Genomic DNA, 17,465 nt, shown 5'->3' with positions numbered 1-17,465 from the left:
ACCGCGTGGTCCCCATCGTCTAGAGGCCTAGGACACCGCCCTTTCACGGCGGCGACGCGGGTTCGAATCCCGCTGGGGACGCCATTACCCAAGGTATTCCGCGGGTTTCAGAGCATCGAACCAAAAAACCCACCATCCGACCCACCATTCCATTTTTACTGGTGGGTGATCACTGTGCCGGTCAATCCGTCAAGGTTGTGCACCACCTTGGCCGGCCCATTGGCGGCCGCCGGAAACCTTGTCTCCTGCCGATAACGGCGTGATCCGCCTCTGGTCGCTCTGCTCGGCTAGACAGCTCGCATGTTATGATGCCTTCAGAATCGAAATCGACAGGCTAGGCATGAGCAAAGACGACCCGCACGCTATAGAGCCGCCACGTAAGCACCCCGTCAGGGGGCTGCGCGCAGTATCATCGAAGCTGTAGCTGAGGCGCTTCCAGGTGCCGGAATCGCCACCGCCATAGGGCGTGCTGCCTTCCCGTCCGCCGAGGATAAAGACCGGGATCGATGGGCTGGCGATTTGACCGATCGAGTCAATGAGCACAATCGGAAGCTACATCCAACCGCGACTATCTCCGGCACCGCCGCCGCCCTGGCAGAGTGGATGGCGCGTACATCGTCAGACGGATTGCATGAGCCGTACGCTGACCTTGACGAAGTGGCGGCCGCTCTTGGGCCTGACCACTCGCTATCCGACATTGAGAATGCGGCGGAAGAACTGTCGAGCTATGGGCTTCTGGACTTTAGCAGGTACATCGGCGGCGGAGCTGTGAAACCCGGATGGCGCTTGTTTGCTGTCGTTGATCCGCACGAGAAGGGGTGGATCTTGGAGCAAGATGCGCGTACGCTTGCTTCGATAGTTCTAGACGTTCAGGACTCGTTTTCAGCTTCCGAGCTTGAACAACGTAGTGGTTTTGAGCGCCGTCGTTTTAATCCTGCATTTTCAAGATTACTGACGTTATTTGATCCAGAATCGGTAATTAATGAAATACAACCAAACTACCCCGCAACGTGTGCTTATCTTTCGGGCGGAACGCGAGCTAGGCTACGCAGATTCGTCAAGGGCGAATAGCTCTGCGAAGGCGGCACGGTAGGCCACCACCGTTGCCAGCGCCAATTCACGGCGCCAACTCAACAGTGGGATATGGTGTGTCTCTCCCGGCATCTCCCACGTCCGATCGGGCCGCCCCGCGGCAGCGCGAAGCGATGGTAGGAGAGTGATTTTGCGGTTTAGGTGACCGTCCGCCGCCGACTGTGGCAACACTCGAAGGATTGGGTCATCCGGGGTTACCGGCCGCTTACCCAGCCGTTAGTCTCGCGGCGGCGTATCCGACTTGACGACCCAGCGGCGGGCACGACCGCCACGAGGAGGTCTAAGCTTGTCTGACAATCCGAGTGTGCAACTCATCAATCGGGTGCGTGAACGGTATCTTCAACAAGAAGGGGTGGAAAAACTTAAAGAACTGAACCCGAACGATCCTGGTCGATTTAACGCGGCAACTGCCCATTCACAGCCTTTGAAATATGGATTTGCGTTGATGCTCCAGGATATCGACGCCAATGGCGGTGAGCACGCGAGAGCTTACGCATTTCGTGATGCAACTCGCGATGCATTCAATTTCGCTAGATACCTTGACAGAATTACCGAGTACTTGAACGAGGTGGAAATCGCGTCCATTCGGGAATCGCTCCGGCGTGATCTCGGCGACAATCTGGATTTCTCGTCTACCACGCTGGAAGTCTGGACGTATTTTCGTTTTTTGACCCAAGAAACGTACTTTGCTTCAATCAGGCTGGCGGGGTCGGCTGGGACTTGTCGGCTAGATGCGAGGGGAAGACGTACCATTTCCAGTGCAAAGCTGTCCGATATGGGATCGGCCGCTTGGAGGCGAGTGATGCGATCCTGTTGCAGAGAGCAATGGGGCGAGTGGAGCGCCTTGGGGCAAGCCCTTGGATGCACGGCCGTTACGTCGGCTATCGGCTGAAAAGGCCGGAAGACCTGCGTCTACCCGGCATGCCTGAGAGGATCGGTGCCTACATTGCGGCTCACGTTAAAAATGTCGCCCCGGAAGCCGAGATGTCCGAGATCATCCAGCTGATCGCGCAGGCAGATCGTGGAGCCGAGAGCGAGATCTGAATTCCTGCTTCGTTACGTAGCCGAGGCACGCGCGACGTCCGACGTACCGGTCCCAGCTCATATCTTCGCAAAGTCCGATGCGGAAAGGGAGCTTGGCCTCGCCGCCTTCATGTTCCCGTCCAAAGCCCAAGAGTTGGTGGACCGATGCGCCGCCAAATTCAAAGAGGCCATTCGAGGCCTTGCCGGCAAATCGAACCCGATCGTTGTACTGGGGATCGAAGCCTTGCACATACTGCTCGGTCGAGACATCAGCGGTTTCAATGGGCGCCACGAACTAGATCATACAATCGACCTGCTAACCCCCGAATCGTCAGAGCGATCAAGGCCAAGAGCGGCTGGCATCAGTGCTTTGGTTGCCTCGTGGCGTTCCGCTTGCCGGCGGTCATCAGGGAGCGCGAGGGGAGACGATACGCCGAGCCGCGGGATCACCTCATCTGGCTCGATCACAGAGGCAACCAACTGCCGCCGCGACCCTTTTTGAATGAGCAGTACATCAGGAACATTCCCCCGCACATTCGATATCCGGCAGGCTAGTTGGAACGCGGTGCCACATCGATCAGGCGGCGAATGATGACGCTATGGCCCGGCGGCAACGCCCGTAATTGGTTTGCCTGCCATGCTTCAAAGGCTGCACCTGTCAGTCCATCCGGGCAGATGATGCGATGCCAAACCGCAGGCCGTTGGACATTGCGCGCCTGCTCTAAAGCCGCGACCCGGCGCTCCATGTTCGGACTCATGCCGTTCTCCGTTCTTCAAGGGCGGTGATGCGCAAGGCAAGATCATTGGTTTCAATGGCGCGGCGCTGGGCTTCGATCACGGCGGCGACCGCTCCGGCCTCCTCGGGTGTGACGGTGCCCTCCGCCATGGCTGTGACCACCACCGACAAGGCCCCTACAACGTCGCCTGGTGTGTTCAAGTCCGGCAGCGGCAGCGTGACAGGCTGACTACGCCTGACCGGCCACACGCGCCGGAAAAGGATATCAGCGGCGGCGAGATCGCCCGCCTTTGCCTTCTCAATGACGGCCCGCACCGCCTCCGCCGCGGCTTCCTCCGCCATCCCATCCAACAGCAACAGGGCGGCGGGGCGGTTGCCCGTGCGGCTCGATCCGCCGAAGCGATTGCCCGGTGCAGATCGTCCGGCGCCGTCGCGCCCGTCATTGATCGGCTCCGCCATTCCAGAAGGCTCCGTCGCGCTTGTTTCAGTTGCAATCATAGCATGACGTCATCCGGGACCGGCATTCCCAGCGCGTCGGCGAGTGATCGGATCAGAGGTTCGCGCCGGGCCTCGTAATCGCGCCACGCGGCGTTCTGCTCCTCTAGCGTTGATGCCGCTGCGTCGCGCCGTTCGTACTGGCCGCGCGCCTCCAACAGCAGGTTGGCATGCGCCGCCGCGGCGCCGTCCCCGTGCGAGATTTGTCGGAACAGGGCGCGGGCGCACTTCCATGTCCAGTTTCCGTAGTCAGGGTCGATGCCCATGGGATGGAGCGTCAGCACCATATGCAGGCGCAGGACCGCATCGGCATCCATGGGCGGCTGCAAGCCTGCCGCAGCAGCCCGCTCCGCGATCTGGCCCGCTTCCCTCTCGCCGGCCGCAATGGCGCGAGCGTGCGACGCCAGCGCCGCTTCATAGGCTCGCCACTGGCGCTCGCGCTTCTCCGTCTCCGCCTCGGCCCAATCCACGAGCTGGGCAATAGGCGGCAGGGCTTTCAGTCTGCGGCGTGCCCGCTGGCAGACCAGCTTGGCGATATCGGCGCTGAAGCGAGACAATTCTTCCCCGGCTCCGGAGGCGTAGGCTTCGACGCTGACCCGCGCATTGGGGAAGATGCCGACCAGATAGCGCGCGGCGCTCGCGCCGTAAGCCTCGCGTGCCTCGGTCTCGGCTTCGTCGGTTTGGATGGCCCACCAGGCTTTGAAGCGGTCCACATCGGTGCGAACGCTCGCCATGACGTCCGGGTCTTCAAGCTCGTATGGGCTTGGCTTCGATGGCTGGTTCGTATCCTCGTCCCAGCAATCCAGATTGCATGCCGCAAAGGTCGGCTGTGCCACCTTCGGGGCCTCTGCCTTGGGGTTCGCCATGGCGGCCTCCTACAGCCTGAATGGGGTTGCAGGAGTCGCCGGCTGCCTCGGCTTCTTTTTCCCGGTGCCGCCGCGGGCGTGCGACGCGCCAGCGGAGCGCGCGCCAGAGGCGGCATACTGGTTCCCTACGTTTTCACTACGGGAACCTACCTGTTCGGGGCGCTGTGGGGCGCCATCTGATGGCGCTGTGTGGCGCCCGCTGATGGCGCCCTGTACCGCCACCAGATGGCGCTCAGGAGCGCCATCTGCCGGCATAACCAGCGCGTACTGGGCGCTATGGCGCGGCCCGCCAGGACGAAGGCGGGTGACAAGCCCGCGCTCCTCCAAACGCGCCAGCGCCCGCCGGATCGTGCGCCGATCCATCCGGGACTCTCCGGCCATGCTTTGCTGTGCCGGCCAGGCCGCGCCGCGGGCGGCGTTGAAATGTTCGGCCAGGGAGATTGCTGCCGCGACCTCCGCGAGCGTAGGGCGAGGCTCCGCCGCGATTACACAGCGGAGCCAGGCAAAGCGGTCAGCAATGTTCATGGTTGCCGCCAGCTTCATCGCGCCAAGCCTTGAACGCGATTGCCGCAGCCTTCCTGTTCTCCTGCCGCAGCGTGGTTAGCAGCACGCCGCCCGCGAGCATGGCGGCGCCAAGGGTATCCGACGCAGTATCGAGCATGATTTGCAGCCCCGGCCCACACAGCGCCGCAAGCGCGCCGATGCCCTGCCGCACATCGGTATCGAGCGCCACCGTGCCCCGAAGGACAAAGGCGCAAAGCGCGGCGCGGGACATGGGGGCGTTAATGCCCGCGGCGCAGGGCGCCGGCCACCGTGCGGCGTCCTGGGGGCCTTCGTCGCTGTCATGCATGGTGAGACGCCTCCGCGGTCTGGGCCGCCGCCACAGCGAAGCGCAGCGCGATCACGGCGTCCGTTTCGTGCTGCTCGGCGGCGGCATAGTCGCCCCGGCGCCGTGCCTCGGCAGCGAGCGCGAGATGCACCCGCAGCGCGGCCGGCTGGCGCTGCCTATAGGGTTGAAGGGTCATTGTGTCGCACCTCGATTGCGGGGCGCGGCGAAGCTGGAAACAGTGGCCTGCAACTGCTATCTGACGGATGTTCATCGCCGCAGAAGCTTCCGCAGCCCGTTCCGGCATCGCCGGGCGGGTTGCGTTGTTTCTAGGCGGCCTTGCCGCCGATCTGCGCCGCGGGCAGGGCGGCCAGAAAGGCGCGGACGCTCGCGGCATCAACCAACGTCCGCGACGCGGCTTGACCATCCGGATACGGCCGTCCGCCGCAAGCCGGTAGAGATGCGAGCGCGACAAGCCGAATACGGCGGGTGCGCGCGGCAGCGGCACCATTTCCGGCACAATGGTAGATGTCGGGAAGGTCATAGGCCGTCTCCAATACAACCCGCGATGCGCGGGGACGGCCTTCTCTATATGCCCGGAAGTGGTTGATTCGAATAGATTTATATCGGCGTCATTTCGTGTGCGGCGGACAGCAATTACCCGCCTTTTTTGTCCGGCGGCATGTTCATCGCGGCCAACAGAGCGTTCGGGAACGGAGTTTGATTTGCGCTGAATGAGAGCGTCCCTGGGGCGCTGCGCTGCCGTGCCAGAAACGCCTGCCACTCCGCTTCATGTTCGGCACGCTTTGCATCGCGATTTTTCAAGGCGCGCTTCAAGCTCGCCAAGACCCCTTCAGCAGTTGCTCCGAACCGGCCCGGATGGACGCTGTGGGCATATTCAGCGACTTCGCGGGCGATTTGCTCACGCGCTGATCGCGCGAAGTCCGGCGTCTTCGACAGTTCGTCAAAGACGTGCATGGGGTTCGTCATATCGTACACAGTCGAGCCTGGAATGCGGCCGCGCGGCTTTTGCCTACCTCGTCCCATACACGCCGCGCCTCTGCCTCGCCGAGTTGTCGGCGCATGCGTTGGCGTAGTTCGCGCGCTTGCTGGGTTAATGCCATCTCGGGCGTTAGTGCCGCGTCCGGGTCGAAGTCGAGAAGTCCGATACGTTTGGGTGTATCGCCGGCCATTTCAGCGCCTCCGCAGCGCCTTCCGCATAAAGTCGGTGGGGACGGCGTGGTGCGGAAAGCCACGCTCGCGGACTGGCCGGCCCGGTCCCCGCCGATAGGGTTTCGGCTGCGATGCCTTGCGAGATCGCTTAGGCGGTCGCCGCAGCTCGCGCTCGATCGTTACCACCATGGCCGGCGCCTTGCCGAGATAATCCGCCCAATCCGCCATGAGGCGCGCGCGTCGGGTGAACAGGTCGCCGCGGGCATAGGCGCGTTCCGTCTTGTCTCCCACTCGATGGGAAAGGGCGCCTTCAACGACTTCGCGGGGATGGGCGGTCGTCTCACCAGCCCAATCCCGAAAGGCGGAGCGCATCCCATGCACGGTGATCGCCCGGCCATCGGCATCCCGCCAGCGCGGCTTGCCGTTCGCGGTGCCCTCCTGCATCCGGTCGAGTAGTGCGGCCATCGCCATGTTGGAGTGCAGCTTGCCGCGGGCGTTCGGGAACACGGGATCGGCGGCGCCCAGCTTGTCATTGCTCGGCAGCAGACCGCGCAGCATCGCCACCGCGGCCGGGGAGAGCGCCACCCGATGCTCCGCCCCCGCCTTCGCCCGTGCGGCCGGGATGGTCCACACGCCGCGGTCTAGGTCCATTTCGCCCCACAAGGCGCCACACGCCTCGTTGGACCGGCAAGCGGAGTAGATCACCAGTTCCAGCATCCGGGCCGCCATAGCCTCGCGCTGGCGCAGCGCAGCCATGAACGCCGGCATCTGCTCCCACGGCAGGGCGGGGTAATGCTTGGTCGCCGCTTCGACCGGCCGGCGGCCTAGAAGCTTGTCCAGATTGCCGCGCCACCGGGCCGGGTTCAGCCCTTCCGGCCGCCAGTCCTTCGCCATGGCGAAGTCGATGATGCTGGCGATCCGCGCGCGGGCCTTGCGGGCCGTCTCGTGGTTGTCGTGCCAGAGGGGTTGCAGCACGGCCAGGACATGATCCCGGCCAATCTGCGCCACTGGCAGAGGCGCCAAGGTGCGGGCCGGCATGGTTGACCAGGGTGTTGGTCCAGGCCGCCGTGGTCTTGTCGCTGCGCCAAGTGGGGGCGTGCTGCGCCATGTAGGCCGCCACCGCCTCCGCGAAAGTGGTGGGAGCGGATGGGGGAGGGGCGTTCTTCTCCGCCTCAGCGGCGGCGCGGGCCTCGATAGGGTCGATACCCTGCGCCAGCAGCGCGGCGGCGGCCTTCGCCATCTTGCGGGCATTGGCGAGGCTCAGGGCCTTCATGCCGCCCAGCCCCATTTCCCGGCGCTTGCCGGCCCGCTGGTAACGGAATGCCCAGGTCCGGGAGTCCGGGGCGATCACGGCATACAGGCCGCCACCATCGGCATGACGCCCCGCCGGCAGATGATCCAGCCCGACCGCTGACAGCCCCTTGGCACGCTTCGGCATGAAATCCGTCCCACCATCGTCCCCACCATTCTATGGTGGGTTGGTGGGAGACACAACGGAACGATGGGGGACTAAACCATGCGGGCAGATGGATGAAACTTGCGGCTAATATGGGCTAAATCAGGTTTCTCGTTCCAGCCGGAACCATTCGGGGACGATAGTTAGGCGTTCGCTGGGGACGCCATGCATTCAGATAGCGCAGTAGCTTGGCCGCGGCGCTCTTGTCCCCGCCTAGGCCGCGATGTCGTACGGACGGACCGGATTGGCGAAGTGCTTGGTGTCGGCGCCCTGCCTCCTCCGCAAGCAAGGTTCGGATCGCGCCGCCGGGCTTGCGCCTGCCGAGGTTCGAACCGCTGCCGGCATCGTTCAGCGAGGCGGGCGAGGCCCGGCTCCCTCGGCAAGGCGGATTCGGACGCGGCCGGTGTCGGATCGACAGACCTGGCAGCTGTTTGCAGCCAAACACCGGGACGGTCGCCCGGCGATCGCGGCAAATCGGGGCGTGGCTTCGGACTTGGTGATCCTGCGGACGATGACGCCGCTATACGCCTAATTCTTTTCGGGCGGGTTCGCCTGTCCGGGCAGCGGCAGGGGCAGGCTGGAAGTCGTGCTTGGCGCCGTGTTCGCCGCACCGCCGCCCGGATCCTCTTTCGGCCGGCCGTCACCCAACGTGCCCGGCTGCGGGGCCGAGGGCTGTGCGGGCGGGGCTCCCTGCGGAATGGGTCGGTCCACGCCCTGGCCCGGTGCGGTTCCCTGTGCCGTCGCGGCAACCGGAAGGGCAAGCATCAGCAGGCCGAAAAGGAAGCGGGTAGGCGCCGGCATGGTCTTGGCATCCTGCGGATTGGGGCGCCGCCGCAACGCGCCGGCCGCGGGCGCCGGTTGCCCCGGCAATAAACCCCCTGAAAACCGGCCGGCACGCCGGCATCCCGCCGCCGCTTCGCGCGTTCCCGCCTCGAATCGGGCGGGAGCATGGGCGATGCGGGACGGGTCTGAAGGTGTGGTGCAGGCGCGCCGGCGATTCATCGGCGGCCTGGGCCTGGCCGCGGTGGCGGCACCGGCCGCCGCCTTCGAGGCGGATGGCAGCACCGGCGGACTGCCACCGAGGAAGGAGACCGAGGCGGAGAAGCGCGCCCCGCGCTACCGCGAAACCGATCATGTGCGGGCCTACTACCGTACCAACCGGTACTGAGGGCGGCCGCGATGCTCATGCGGCGCAAGCTCGTCCCAGACGGGCCGGCAGAGGCTGGCGGAGACCTACCGGGGGCTGTCGGGCAGCGGCGCGGACCGACGCAGCTTCCTGAAACAGGCCGGCCTGGGCGGGGCGGGGCTGGCGGCGCTCGGCGGCTTGCCGCCACGGCTGGCTCAGGCGCAACCCAGGGATACGCCCGACCGCGCCGTGCCGCCGCGCCGAGATCAAGAATGTCTGCACCCACTGTTCCGTCGGCTGCAGCGTCATCGCCGAGGTGCAGAACGGCGTCTGGACCGGCCAGGAGCCGGCCTTCGAGTCACCTATCAACCGCGGCACCCATTGCGCCAAGGGCGCCTCGGTGCGTGAGCTGGTACATGGCGGGCGCCGGCTGAAATACCCGATGAAGCTGGTCGGCGGCGAGTGGCAGCGGCTGTCCTGGGAACAGGCGATGGCCGAAATCTCGGCCAAGCTGCTGGAGATCCGCCAGCGCTCGACGCCTGAGGCGGTATTCTGGCTGGGCTCCGCCAAGTTCACGAACGAAGCCGCCTACCTGTTCCGCAAGTTCGGCGCCTTCTGGGGCACCAACAACACCGACCACCAGGCGCGCATCTGCCACAGCACGACGGTCGCCGGCGTGGCGAACACCTTCGGCTACGGCGCACAGACCAACAGCTACAACGACATCCTGCAGTCCAGGACGATGATCGTCATGGGCGGCAACCCGGCGGAGTCGCACCCCATCGCCACCCAGCACCTTCTGGCGGGGCGGGAGCTGAACCGGTCCAACTTCTTCGTCGTCGACCCGCGCTTCACCCGCACCGCCGCGCACGCCACAGATTATGTCCGCATCCGCCCGGGCACCGACATCCCGATCATCTGGGGCATGCTCTGGCACATCTTCGAGAATGGCTGGGAGGACAAGGAATTCATTGCCCAGCGCGTCTACGGAATGGACGAGATCCGCCGCGAAGTGACCAAGTGGCCGCCTCAGGGAGGTCGAGCGGGTGGCCGGCGTGCCGGAGGCGCAGCTGAAGCGCATGGCGCAGGTCTTCGCCACGCAGAAGCCGGCGACGCTGATCTGGTGCATGGGCGCGACGCAGAAGACCGTCGGCACCGCCAATGTGCGCGCTTTCAGCATTCTCTGCATGGCGACCGGCAATGTAGGCAGCGCCGGGACCGGCTGCAATATCTTCCGCGGCCATACCAACGTGCAGGGCGCGACGGATATGGGCCTCGATATCTCGACCCTGCCGGCCTATTACGGCCTGGACGAGGCCGCCTGGCGGCACTGGTGCCGGGTCTGGCAGGTCGACTACGACTGGATGGTCGGCCGTTTCCATAGCAAGAAGCTGATGGAGACGCCCGGCATCCCGAGCACCCGCTGGTTCGACAGCGTGGTCCTGCCGCGCGACCAAGTGGACCAGCCGTCCAACTGCAAGGCCATCTTCGTGATGGGCCATGGCGGCAATACCGTGACCCGAATGCCGGAAGCGGTGAAGGCCATGGAGCAGCTCGAGCTCATGGTGGTCTGCGACCCGCATCCGACAACCTACTCGCAGATCTCCGACCGCCGCGATGGCACCTACCTGCTGCCGATCTGCACCAGCTTCGAGACGGTAGGCAGCCGCACCGCCTCGAACCGCTCCCTGCAATGGGGCGAGCAGGTGGTGAAGCCGATCTTCGAGAGCCGCAACGACTACGACGTCATGTACGATTTGGCGAAGCGCCTCGGCTTCGCCGACGAGATGTTCAAGAACATCAAGGTCAATGACGGCGTGGTCGTCGTCGAGGACATCCTGCGGGAGATCAACCGCGGAACCTGGGCGCTGGGCTACACTGGGCAATCGCCGGAGCGCCTCCGGCACCACATGGCGAGATCAGCAGTATTTCGATATCACCACGCTGCGCGGAGCCAAGGGCTCGCCGGTGGAGGGCGAGGTTTATGGCCTGCCCTGGCCCTGCTGGGGCACGCCGGAGATGAAGCATCCCGGCACGCACATCCTCTATGACACCTCGCTGCATGTGAAGGAGGGCGGCGGCACCTTCCGCGCCCGCTTCGGAGTCGAGCGCAACGGGGAGACGCTGCTTGCCGAGGGCAGCTGGTCCAAGGGCTCGGAGATCGAGGGTGGCTATCCGGAATTCACCGTCGCCGTGCTGAAGCGGCTCGGCTGGTTCGACAAGCTGACGGCACGGGAGAAGGAAAGCATCGCCCGCGTCGGCGGCGAGAACATCGACCGCGTCTCCTGGTCCACCGACCTCTCGGCCGGTATCATCCGGGTAGCGATGGACCATGGCTGCGTGCCCTACGGCAATGCCAAGGCCCGCGCTGTCGCCTGGAACCTGCCCGACCCGGTGCCGATGCACCGCGAGCCGATCTACACCCCGCGCACCGACCTGATCCCGACCCCCGACCAGGCCGCGGTGATGGCGGCCGACCCGAAGGTGCCGGCGCCGACGGGGACCTACCCGACGCTCCGCGACCGCCGCGGCTTCCGCGTGCCGCATCTCGGGCTTTCGGTCCAGATGCGCTCGCATGGCGTGGCCCGCGACTTCCCGATCATCCTCACCTCCGGCCGCTTGGTGGAATACGAGGGCGGTGGTGAGGAGACCCGGTCCAATCCCTGGCTGGCCAGATTGCAGCAGGACATGTTCATCGAGATCAACCCGGCCGATGCGGCAGCGCGCGGCATCACCAATGCACAGTATGTCTGGGTCCTGGGGCCGGAGAACAGCGCCCGGATCAGGGTCAAGGCGATGATCACCGACCGGGTCGGCCAGGGCGTCGCATTCATGCCCTACCATTTCGGCGGCTGGTGGCAGGGCGAGGACCGGCGGAAATTCTACCCGCCCGGCACCGATCCGATCGTGCTCGGCGAGAGCGCCAATACCGTCACCACCTATGGCTACGACCCGGTCACCTTCATGCAGGAGACCAAGGTGACGCTCTGCCAGATCAGGAGCGCCTGAGCATGGCTGCGATCGAGGCGCGCCGAATGGCGTGGGGCGTGAAACGCCGCCGCGCCCGCAGGAGATCCTCTGATGGCCCGGCTCAAATTCCTCTGCGACAGCGACCGCTGCATCGAATGCAACGCCTGCGTCACCGCCTGCAAGAACGAGCACGAGGTGCCCTGGGGCATCAACCGCCGCCGCGTCGTCACCATCAACGACGGCAAGCCCGGCGAGCGCTCGATCTCCATGGCCTGCATGCACTGCACCGACGCGCCTTGCGCCGCGGTCTGCCCCGTCTCCTGCTTCTACGGCACTGCGGATGCGCTGGTGCTGCACGACAAGGATCTCTGCATCGGCTGCGGCTACTGCTTCTACGCCTGCCCCTTCGGCGCCCCGCAATATCCCCGCGTCGGCAATTCCGGCGGTCGCGGGAAGATGGACAAGTGCACCTACTGCGCCGGTGGGCCGCAGCAGGACAATACGCCGGTCGAGTACATGCAATACGGTAGCAACCGCATCGCCGAGGAGCAAGCTGCCGCTCTGCGCCGAGATGTGCTCGACCAAGGCGCTGCTCGCCGGCGACGGCGAGATCATTGCCGGCATCTACAAGGAGCGTGTTCAGCAGCGCGGATTCGGCTCCGGCGCCTGGGGCTGGCGCACTGCCTACAAGCGAGGAGCTGACGGCATGACCATGATCCGTGCGCTCGGCTTCGTACTGCTGCTGACGATGGCTGGCGCTGCCTTGGCGCAGCAGCAGGCGCCCGGCCTTCCGGCTGGGTCTCCTGAGGTGCAATCCTCGGCACCCGAGGTCGGCGCCGGCCGCGGCGGGGCCAATAACAGCCAGCAGCCGGCCACTTCCGAACAGCAGCCGGCCACCGGCCAGCCACGCAGCGCCGCGCCCGAAGGCATTGCGCCGCGTCCGGCTGTTCCGGTCGCGCCGGTCGTCGCGCCACCGCCCTTTACCGCCCGCGGCGGCCCGGACGCGGCCGAGGTGGAGCGGGAGATGGCCCGCCAGCTCGGCGCGGTGCGGGGCATCGGTCAGCATCCCGAACCAGTCGGCCGGCATCCTGGTCCAGCCGGCCGGGCGCGACTGGCGGTCCTGGCGCACCACGGTGCTGACCATCGCCGGCGCGGTCATCGTGCTCGGCACCGTCGCCCTGCTGGCCGGGCTTTTCCTCTGGAAGGGGCCGACGCGGATCAATGCCGGCCGGTCCGGCCGCAGCATCGCCCGCTATAGCTGGCTGGAGCGGTTCAACCATTGGATGGTCGCGACCAGCTTCGTCATCCTCGGCCTGACCGGGCTGAACATCACCTTCGGCGTCTATCTGCTGCGCCCGGTGATCGGGCCGGCGAACTTCACCGCGCTGACCTGGTGGAGCCAAGCGGCACATCAATTCCTGTCCTTTCCCTTCGTCGTCGGCTTGGCGGGCATGCTGGCGGTCTGGGCGCGGGACAACTGGCCGACCCGCGTCGACGTCGCCTGGGTCAAGGCGGGCGGGCCGATGGCCAAGGGCCATCCGCCAGCCGGGCGTTTCAACGCGGCGCAGAAGGCGCTGTTCTGGTTCCAGATCGGCGGCGGCGCCGCGGCGGCGATCACCGGCTACCTGCTGATGGCGCCGGCCATCCTCGACAACATCACCGGCCAGCAGGTCGCCCACTTCGTCCATGGCGCCATGGCGATGGTGATGATCGCGGTCATCCTCGGGCATATCTACATCGGCACCATCGGCACCGAGGGCGCCTTCGAGGCCATGTCCACCGGCCGGGTCGACTTCAACTATGCCCGCGAGCACCACAGCGTCTGGGTGGAGGAGCAGCTTGGCGAGGCACGGCGGGCAGTGGCGCCGCCGGACGCCCGGGCGGCGGGGGCCGACTGACCCGGGCTCAGCCCGCCGCGCTGCGGATTCGATCCAGGTCGAGCACCGCCTTGGCGCCCCAGCCCGTCACATCCGGCGGCACCTCGGGCCGGAAGGCTGCGTAAAGCCGGAAGCCGGTCCGGTTGAGCTCCTCCGGCGCCAGCCCCGCGGCCAGCGCCTCCATCGCCGCGCGCACCTCGGCCAGACGGTCGCCGAAGGCACGGGCGACATAGGCGGCCACCGCGCCGGGCTTCGCCGGCTTGCCGTCCGGCTCGGCGGCGAGCAGGCCGTCCGGCGTCGCCACCACCGGGATCTCTCGGCCCAGCAGGCGCACCGTCCGACGCGGGCCATCCGGCTTGGCGGGTCCGGCCTCGTCTTGCTCCTCGGCCAGGCCCAGCCGGCGCGCCTTGGCCCGGGCGGCGGTGCCGGCCACTGCGCTGGCGAGGCTCAGCGCCGTGTCGGGCGGGTGCCCCAGGCGTTCCGCCACGACGGCGGCCCAGAGGGTGAGGACGGGGCGCGGTTCACGCGGATCGGAGGACTGGCCATGGTTCCGCATCTGGGGGCGCGCCTACCGCATTGCAGCCGCCGCAACTCGGCAACGGAATCGCCGTAGTTTGAGATGTACTTTCCGCGCGACCGGTTCTTTCGCTATGGTCGGCGGCCGGAGCTTACGTCGATCCGAATACGATTTGTTAACACAATAATCATAACGACCGGCCGATGGCCGGCGAGGGGAGAGGCGGCGTGGCGGGTAGATGGACCGGTACGGTCGGGCGGGCCCCGGCAGGCTGTGCAACCGAATGCCCCGTAGCGCCTCTCCCGGCCTGAACGGAACACCCGATATGTCTGTCACCCTCGCGCCAGATGGTCTTCCGCAGTTGGCGCTGCATAGTTTCATCAGCGGAGTTGGCGACCGGGCGACGCCCGCAGCTCTCGCCATGCTGAGGATCGGCCTGCCGCTGCGGCTTCGCCGGGTCGCCCGGCCAGTCCGCGGCTTCTCCATCGAGATCACGACCGAAGCCGGCGCCTCGCTCGGCTGGTTGCCGCGCGAGGATGAGGAAGCGCTGGAGGGGCTCGGCATCCTGCCGGAAACCGCCGCGGTGCGGGTCGTCGCCATCGTTCCGGCCTTCCAGCGGCCGCGGGTGCGGATCGAGATCCTGCTACCCGAGACGCTCGACAGGATCGCCCCGGCCGCCTGACGCGGCCGGGCTACTTCGCCTTCCCGCATCCTTCCCCTGACGCCCGATCCAGTCCTGCAGCCCAAGCAGCACCGCGCCGACGACGAAGACCATGTGGATCACCACCTGCCAGAAGACCGTGGTCTCCGGGTAGTTCTCCACTTTCAGGAAGACCTGCAGCAGATGGATCGAGGAGATGGCGACGATCGCCGTCGCCACCTTGATCTTCAGGTTGGAATGATCGGTGCGCGAGACCCAGCGCAGGTCGTCGTCCGCCTCGTCCCGATTTAGCCGCGCAACCAGGCTGTCGAAGCTGGCCAGCGCGACGATCACGACCAGAGAGGCGATCAGGGCTGCATCCACGAGGTGCAGCACCGCGATCAGGAAGTCGTCCTCCGCCATCTCCGTCACGCCCCGCGCCAGCTTCCACAGCTTGGCGGCGAAGCGCACGGCGTAGAGGCCGAGCGAGGCGACCAGCCCGATGAAGAAGAAGGCCAGCAGGTAGCGGCTGGCGAGGATGGCGCGGGCGAGCAGCGGCAGCATGGGCGGGTCCCGGATCGCAACGTCTCGGGTATGGCCGGCCGCGTCGCCCGCCGGCAAGCGCCCTGAAGGGGGCTGGCCAGGCCGGCCGGGACGCGGTATCAGGATGGGTTCGGAAATCAGCGGAGGTTGGCCATGACGATCCGGCGGCTGGCGGAAGAAGCGCGCCTCTCCGGCGCGGTGGTGCATGCCGGTGTGGTCTACCTCGCCGGCCAGGTGGCCGATGACGCGACGCTGGATGCCGAAGGACAGACCGCCGACATCCTGGCCCAGATCGACGCGCTGCTGGCTGCGGCCGGAACCTCGAAGGCCGGGCTGCTCAGCGTGACTGTGGTGCTGGCCGACATCGCCGATGCGCCGGCAATGAACCGCGCCTGGGACCGCTGGCTGGACCCGGCGGCGAAGCCGGCCCGGATGACCATCCAGGCGCCGCTGGTCGATCCAGGCTGGAAGGTCGAGATCACCGGGATCGCGGCGCTGCCGCCTGCATGACCGCGCCGCGCCCGGCACGGCGGACACGCCCGCCCAGGGGCTTCGCCACCGCGCTCGGCATGTCCTTCGCGCTGATGCTGCTGGTCGCCGGCGGCATCGCCGACCGCGGCGGTGCCTTCCCGCTGGTGGTGCTGGGCGGCGCCGCCGCAGCGATGGGCCTGCTTTACCTAGTCTTCCCGCATGGGCCTGCGTCGCCCTGGGCGCGGCAAATGGCCTGGCGATGTATGCCTGCCTCTATGCCGTGCTCGGCCGCGCCGGCTTCCCCGCGGCGCCGGGTTGGGCACGGTCGGCCGGCTTCATCCTGCCGGTGATCGCCTTCGTGATCGCCTGCTGGCGCCAGCGGCTTCCTGCTGCGCGGTTGGGCCCAGGGCGACGAACCGGCCGACATTGCCCATCTGCCGCGCTTCGCGCGCTGGCTGGTGGCGACCGGGGCTGTTGGAGTCGTCTCGCTTTCGGTTCCGATCAACCGGCTGGACCCGGCCGGGCAGGGCATTGCGCTCATGGCGGCCATGGCGGCGATCGCGATCATCAACATCGTCTCAGTCGCCGATGTGGTGCGGCTGCTGGTCGACATGGCGGTGATATTCCGCGCGGTGACCCTCCGGCTGTCACGGCTGGCGGTACCGATCGCCGCCTTTTCCTCGATTTGGGCGCTGCTGGTGGTGACCTTTGGCTCGCTCTACCGGATCGCGGACGGGCTATCGACCCACGCGCTGTTCCACGGCCCGGCCGGGCCGATCCGCATCGACTTTTCGGATGCGCTGCATTTCAGCGTCGTGACGCTCTCTTCGGTCGGCTATGGCGACATCCAACCGGTGGATGACGGGATCCGGGTGCTGGCGAGCATCCAGATGCTGTTCGCCCAGTTGCTGCTGCTCTTCGGATTCTACGAGATCATGCGCGGCAGCCGCGCCGGGGTGCCGGATGGGCCCCGCGATCCTCCCAAAACCGAGAGGCACCTTGCGCAAAATGACGCGCAGGTGGAAGGACTCACCGCCTCTCGCACTCATCATTACACGGACGCACCCCATCTGCCGCATGGTGCGCCTCAGGGACAGCGCCCCGGCGCCGCCGGGGACTAGGCACGCTTCCGCCGCAATCCCCCGCGAAGACCTGGGGCAGCCTGAGGATTGCGGCGGGACCGGATGCCGGCTGCCGGATGGATGAGGATAGGACGAATGACCGACGCGGAACGGGCCGCCTTCTGGCGCGGCAAGCGCGTTCTCGTGACCGGGGGCGCCGGGTTTCTCGGCAGCGCGCTCTGCCACCGGCTGGCGGCAGTCGGCGCCAGGGTCACCGCGCTCGACGCGATGATGGAGGATGGCGGGGCGAACATCGCCAACCTCGAGGGCGCCTCGGTGCTTCTGGTGCGTGGCGACATCCGCGAGATGGAGCTGAACTCGCTCGCCCAGGATGTCGACGTGCTGTTCAACATGGCGGCGCAGACCAGCCATATGGGCGGCCAGCGCGACCCGGTGGCCGACATCGCCATCAATGCCGTGGCCCAGGTCCGGCTGATTCGAGGCGATGCGGGAGGCGGCGCCGAAGGCGACCGTCGTGCACGCCTCGACCCGCCAGTTCTACGGCAAGCCGCTGCGCCTCCCGGTCGATGAGC

General features: G+C 66.6%; 25 protein-coding genes, 1 tRNA gene and 2 pseudogenes. 16 read left to right on the top strand and 12 right to left on the bottom strand.

The window, feature by feature from the left end:
- Positions 1-8 precede the first annotated feature (8 nt).
- From ACQ86J_RS01800 to ACQ86J_RS01790, 3 genes are all read left to right on the top strand, one after another.
- Positions 9-84: transfer RNA gene (locus tag ACQ86J_RS01800), tRNA-Glu, on the top strand.
- A 435-nt stretch (positions 85-519) separates the two neighbouring features.
- The gene (locus ACQ86J_RS01795; RefSeq protein WP_431269787.1) at positions 520-1,071 is read left to right on the top strand and encodes a hypothetical protein; all 552 of its coding nucleotides are present in this window, start codon (positions 520-522) and stop codon (positions 1,069-1,071) included.
- 307 nt (positions 1,072-1,378) lie between these two features.
- The gene (locus tag ACQ86J_RS01790) at positions 1,379-1,984 is read left to right on the top strand and encodes a hypothetical protein (protein WP_431269786.1); all 606 of its coding nucleotides are present in this window, start codon (positions 1,379-1,381) and stop codon (positions 1,982-1,984) included.
- A 102-nt stretch (positions 1,985-2,086) separates the two neighbouring features.
- On the opposite strand, the gene ACQ86J_RS01785 is transcribed toward ACQ86J_RS01790, so the two are convergent.
- The 10 genes and pseudogenes from ACQ86J_RS01785 to ACQ86J_RS01740 form a co-directional block, all read right to left on the bottom strand.
- Positions 2,087-2,407 carry a hypothetical protein gene (locus ACQ86J_RS01785; RefSeq protein WP_431269785.1) on the bottom strand — a complete coding sequence of 107 codons (321 nt, stop codon included), beginning with the start codon at positions 2,405-2,407 and terminating at the stop codon, positions 2,087-2,089.
- A gap of 259 nt (positions 2,408-2,666) precedes the next feature.
- A complete protein-coding gene (locus ACQ86J_RS01780) occupies positions 2,667-2,873 on the bottom strand; it encodes a hypothetical protein (protein WP_431269784.1) in 207 nt (68 codons plus the stop codon).
- Positions 2,870-3,310: a hypothetical protein gene (locus tag ACQ86J_RS01775; RefSeq protein ID WP_431269783.1), complete on the bottom strand. Its 441-nt coding sequence runs from the start codon at positions 3,308-3,310 to the stop codon at positions 2,870-2,872. Before ACQ86J_RS01775 ends, ACQ86J_RS01780 begins: the two co-directional genes overlap by 4 nt.
- 35 nt (positions 3,311-3,345) lie before the next feature.
- Positions 3,346-4,212 carry a hypothetical protein gene (locus tag ACQ86J_RS01770; protein WP_431269782.1) on the bottom strand — a complete coding sequence of 289 codons (867 nt, stop codon included), beginning with the start codon at positions 4,210-4,212 and terminating at the stop codon, positions 3,346-3,348.
- A 9-nt stretch (positions 4,213-4,221) separates the two neighbouring features.
- On the bottom strand, positions 4,222-4,593 hold the full coding sequence (locus ACQ86J_RS01765; RefSeq protein WP_431272704.1) for a hypothetical protein: 372 nt from the start codon (positions 4,591-4,593) through the stop codon (positions 4,222-4,224).
- A gap of 130 nt (positions 4,594-4,723) precedes the next feature.
- Complete coding sequence (locus ACQ86J_RS01760; RefSeq protein ID WP_431269781.1) at positions 4,724-5,062, bottom strand: hypothetical protein; 339 nt, start codon at positions 5,060-5,062, stop codon at positions 4,724-4,726.
- The gene (locus tag ACQ86J_RS01755; protein WP_431269780.1) at positions 5,055-5,237 is read right to left on the bottom strand and encodes a hypothetical protein; all 183 of its coding nucleotides are present in this window, start codon (positions 5,235-5,237) and stop codon (positions 5,055-5,057) included. Before ACQ86J_RS01755 ends, ACQ86J_RS01760 begins: the two co-directional genes overlap by 8 nt.
- A gap of 458 nt (positions 5,238-5,695) precedes the next feature.
- Positions 5,696-6,016, bottom strand: coding sequence for a hypothetical protein (locus ACQ86J_RS01750; RefSeq protein WP_431269779.1), 321 nt, complete (start codon positions 6,014-6,016; stop codon positions 5,696-5,698).
- A gap of 216 nt (positions 6,017-6,232) precedes the next feature.
- The gene (locus tag ACQ86J_RS01745) at positions 6,233-7,186 is read right to left on the bottom strand and encodes a tyrosine-type recombinase/integrase (RefSeq protein ID WP_431269778.1); all 954 of its coding nucleotides are present in this window, start codon (positions 7,184-7,186) and stop codon (positions 6,233-6,235) included.
- Positions 7,187-7,448: 262 nt separating this feature from the next.
- Positions 7,449-7,649 (bottom strand): annotated as a pseudogene (locus tag ACQ86J_RS01740) (Arm DNA-binding domain-containing protein); the annotation flags it as partial.
- Positions 7,650-8,622: 973 nt separating this feature from the next.
- Here ACQ86J_RS01740 and ACQ86J_RS01735 point away from each other — a divergent pair.
- The 8 genes and pseudogenes from ACQ86J_RS01735 to ACQ86J_RS01700 all read left to right on the top strand — a co-directional run bounded on the left by ACQ86J_RS01735 (position 8,623) and on the right by ACQ86J_RS01700 (position 13,661).
- Positions 8,623-8,835: a hypothetical protein gene (locus tag ACQ86J_RS01735; protein ID WP_431269777.1), complete on the top strand. Its 213-nt coding sequence runs from the start codon at positions 8,623-8,625 to the stop codon at positions 8,833-8,835.
- A 54-nt stretch (positions 8,836-8,889) separates the two neighbouring features.
- Positions 8,890-9,201, top strand: coding sequence for a twin-arginine translocation signal domain-containing protein (locus ACQ86J_RS01730; RefSeq protein WP_431272703.1), 312 nt, complete (start codon positions 8,890-8,892; stop codon positions 9,199-9,201).
- Positions 9,110-9,700, top strand: a pseudogene (locus ACQ86J_RS01725) (molybdopterin-dependent oxidoreductase); the annotation flags it as partial. The gene ACQ86J_RS01730 and the pseudogene ACQ86J_RS01725, both read left to right, overlap by 92 nt.
- 172 nt (positions 9,701-9,872) lie before the next feature.
- On the top strand, positions 9,873-10,844 hold the full coding sequence (locus tag ACQ86J_RS01720; RefSeq protein WP_431269776.1) for a molybdopterin-dependent oxidoreductase: 972 nt from the start codon (positions 9,873-9,875) through the stop codon (positions 10,842-10,844).
- Positions 10,762-11,802, top strand: a complete 1,041-nt coding sequence (locus ACQ86J_RS01715) for a formate dehydrogenase subunit alpha (protein WP_431269775.1) — start codon at positions 10,762-10,764, stop codon at positions 11,800-11,802. The genes ACQ86J_RS01720 and ACQ86J_RS01715 overlap by 83 nt, the downstream gene beginning before the upstream one ends.
- A 72-nt stretch (positions 11,803-11,874) precedes the next feature.
- Positions 11,875-12,465: a formate dehydrogenase FDH3 subunit beta gene (fdh3B, locus tag ACQ86J_RS01710; protein ID WP_431269774.1), complete on the top strand. Its 591-nt coding sequence runs from the start codon at positions 11,875-11,877 to the stop codon at positions 12,463-12,465.
- A 4-nt stretch (positions 12,466-12,469) separates the two neighbouring features.
- Positions 12,470-13,021 carry a hypothetical protein gene (locus ACQ86J_RS01705; protein ID WP_431269773.1) on the top strand — a complete coding sequence of 184 codons (552 nt, stop codon included), beginning with the start codon at positions 12,470-12,472 and terminating at the stop codon, positions 13,019-13,021.
- A complete protein-coding gene (locus ACQ86J_RS01700; protein ID WP_431272702.1) occupies positions 12,906-13,661 on the top strand; it encodes a formate dehydrogenase subunit gamma in 756 nt (251 codons plus the stop codon). The genes ACQ86J_RS01705 and ACQ86J_RS01700 overlap by 116 nt, the downstream gene beginning before the upstream one ends.
- Positions 13,662-13,668: 7 nt before the next feature.
- Here the strand turns inward: ACQ86J_RS01700 and ACQ86J_RS01695 are convergent, their stop codons facing one another.
- Positions 13,669-14,196: a hypothetical protein gene (locus ACQ86J_RS01695; protein ID WP_431269772.1), complete on the bottom strand. Its 528-nt coding sequence runs from the start codon at positions 14,194-14,196 to the stop codon at positions 13,669-13,671.
- Between the two features lie 382 nt (positions 14,197-14,578).
- Between ACQ86J_RS01695 and ACQ86J_RS01690 the strand changes: the two genes are divergently transcribed.
- On the top strand, positions 14,579-14,839 hold the full coding sequence (locus tag ACQ86J_RS01690) for a hypothetical protein (protein WP_431269771.1): 261 nt from the start codon (positions 14,579-14,581) through the stop codon (positions 14,837-14,839).
- On the opposite strand, the gene ACQ86J_RS01685 is transcribed toward ACQ86J_RS01690, so the two are convergent.
- Entirely contained in the window at positions 14,801-15,361 is a 561-nt protein-coding gene (locus ACQ86J_RS01685) for a TIGR00645 family protein (protein ID WP_431269770.1), read from the bottom strand. The two genes, ACQ86J_RS01690 and ACQ86J_RS01685, sit on opposite strands and share 39 nt — an antisense overlap.
- A 132-nt stretch (positions 15,362-15,493) precedes the next feature.
- On the opposite strand from ACQ86J_RS01685, the gene ACQ86J_RS01680 reads away from it, so the two are divergent.
- The 4 genes from ACQ86J_RS01680 (at position 15,494) to ACQ86J_RS01665 (ending at position 17,463) form a co-directional block, all read left to right on the top strand.
- The gene (locus ACQ86J_RS01680) at positions 15,494-15,850 is read left to right on the top strand and encodes a RidA family protein (protein WP_431269769.1); all 357 of its coding nucleotides are present in this window, start codon (positions 15,494-15,496) and stop codon (positions 15,848-15,850) included.
- Entirely contained in the window at positions 15,847-16,161 is a 315-nt protein-coding gene (locus tag ACQ86J_RS01675) for a hypothetical protein (RefSeq protein ID WP_431269768.1), read from the top strand. Before ACQ86J_RS01680 ends, ACQ86J_RS01675 begins: the two co-directional genes overlap by 4 nt.
- Before the next feature lie 108 nt (positions 16,162-16,269).
- Positions 16,270-16,932, top strand: a complete 663-nt coding sequence (locus ACQ86J_RS01670; protein WP_431269767.1) for a potassium channel family protein — start codon at positions 16,270-16,272, stop codon at positions 16,930-16,932.
- 96 nt (positions 16,933-17,028) lie between these two features.
- Positions 17,029-17,463, top strand: coding sequence for an NAD-dependent epimerase/dehydratase family protein (locus tag ACQ86J_RS01665; protein WP_431269766.1), 435 nt, complete (start codon positions 17,029-17,031; stop codon positions 17,461-17,463).
- The last annotated feature ends 2 nt before the right edge of the window (positions 17,464-17,465 follow it).

The sequence above is a fragment of the Dankookia sp. P2 genome (assembly GCF_050632255.1).
Classification (GTDB): domain Bacteria; phylum Pseudomonadota; class Alphaproteobacteria; order Acetobacterales; family Acetobacteraceae; genus Paracraurococcus.
Note: the sequence above shows the minus strand (reverse complement) of the source record. Positions and strands in the feature narration are given on the sequence as shown.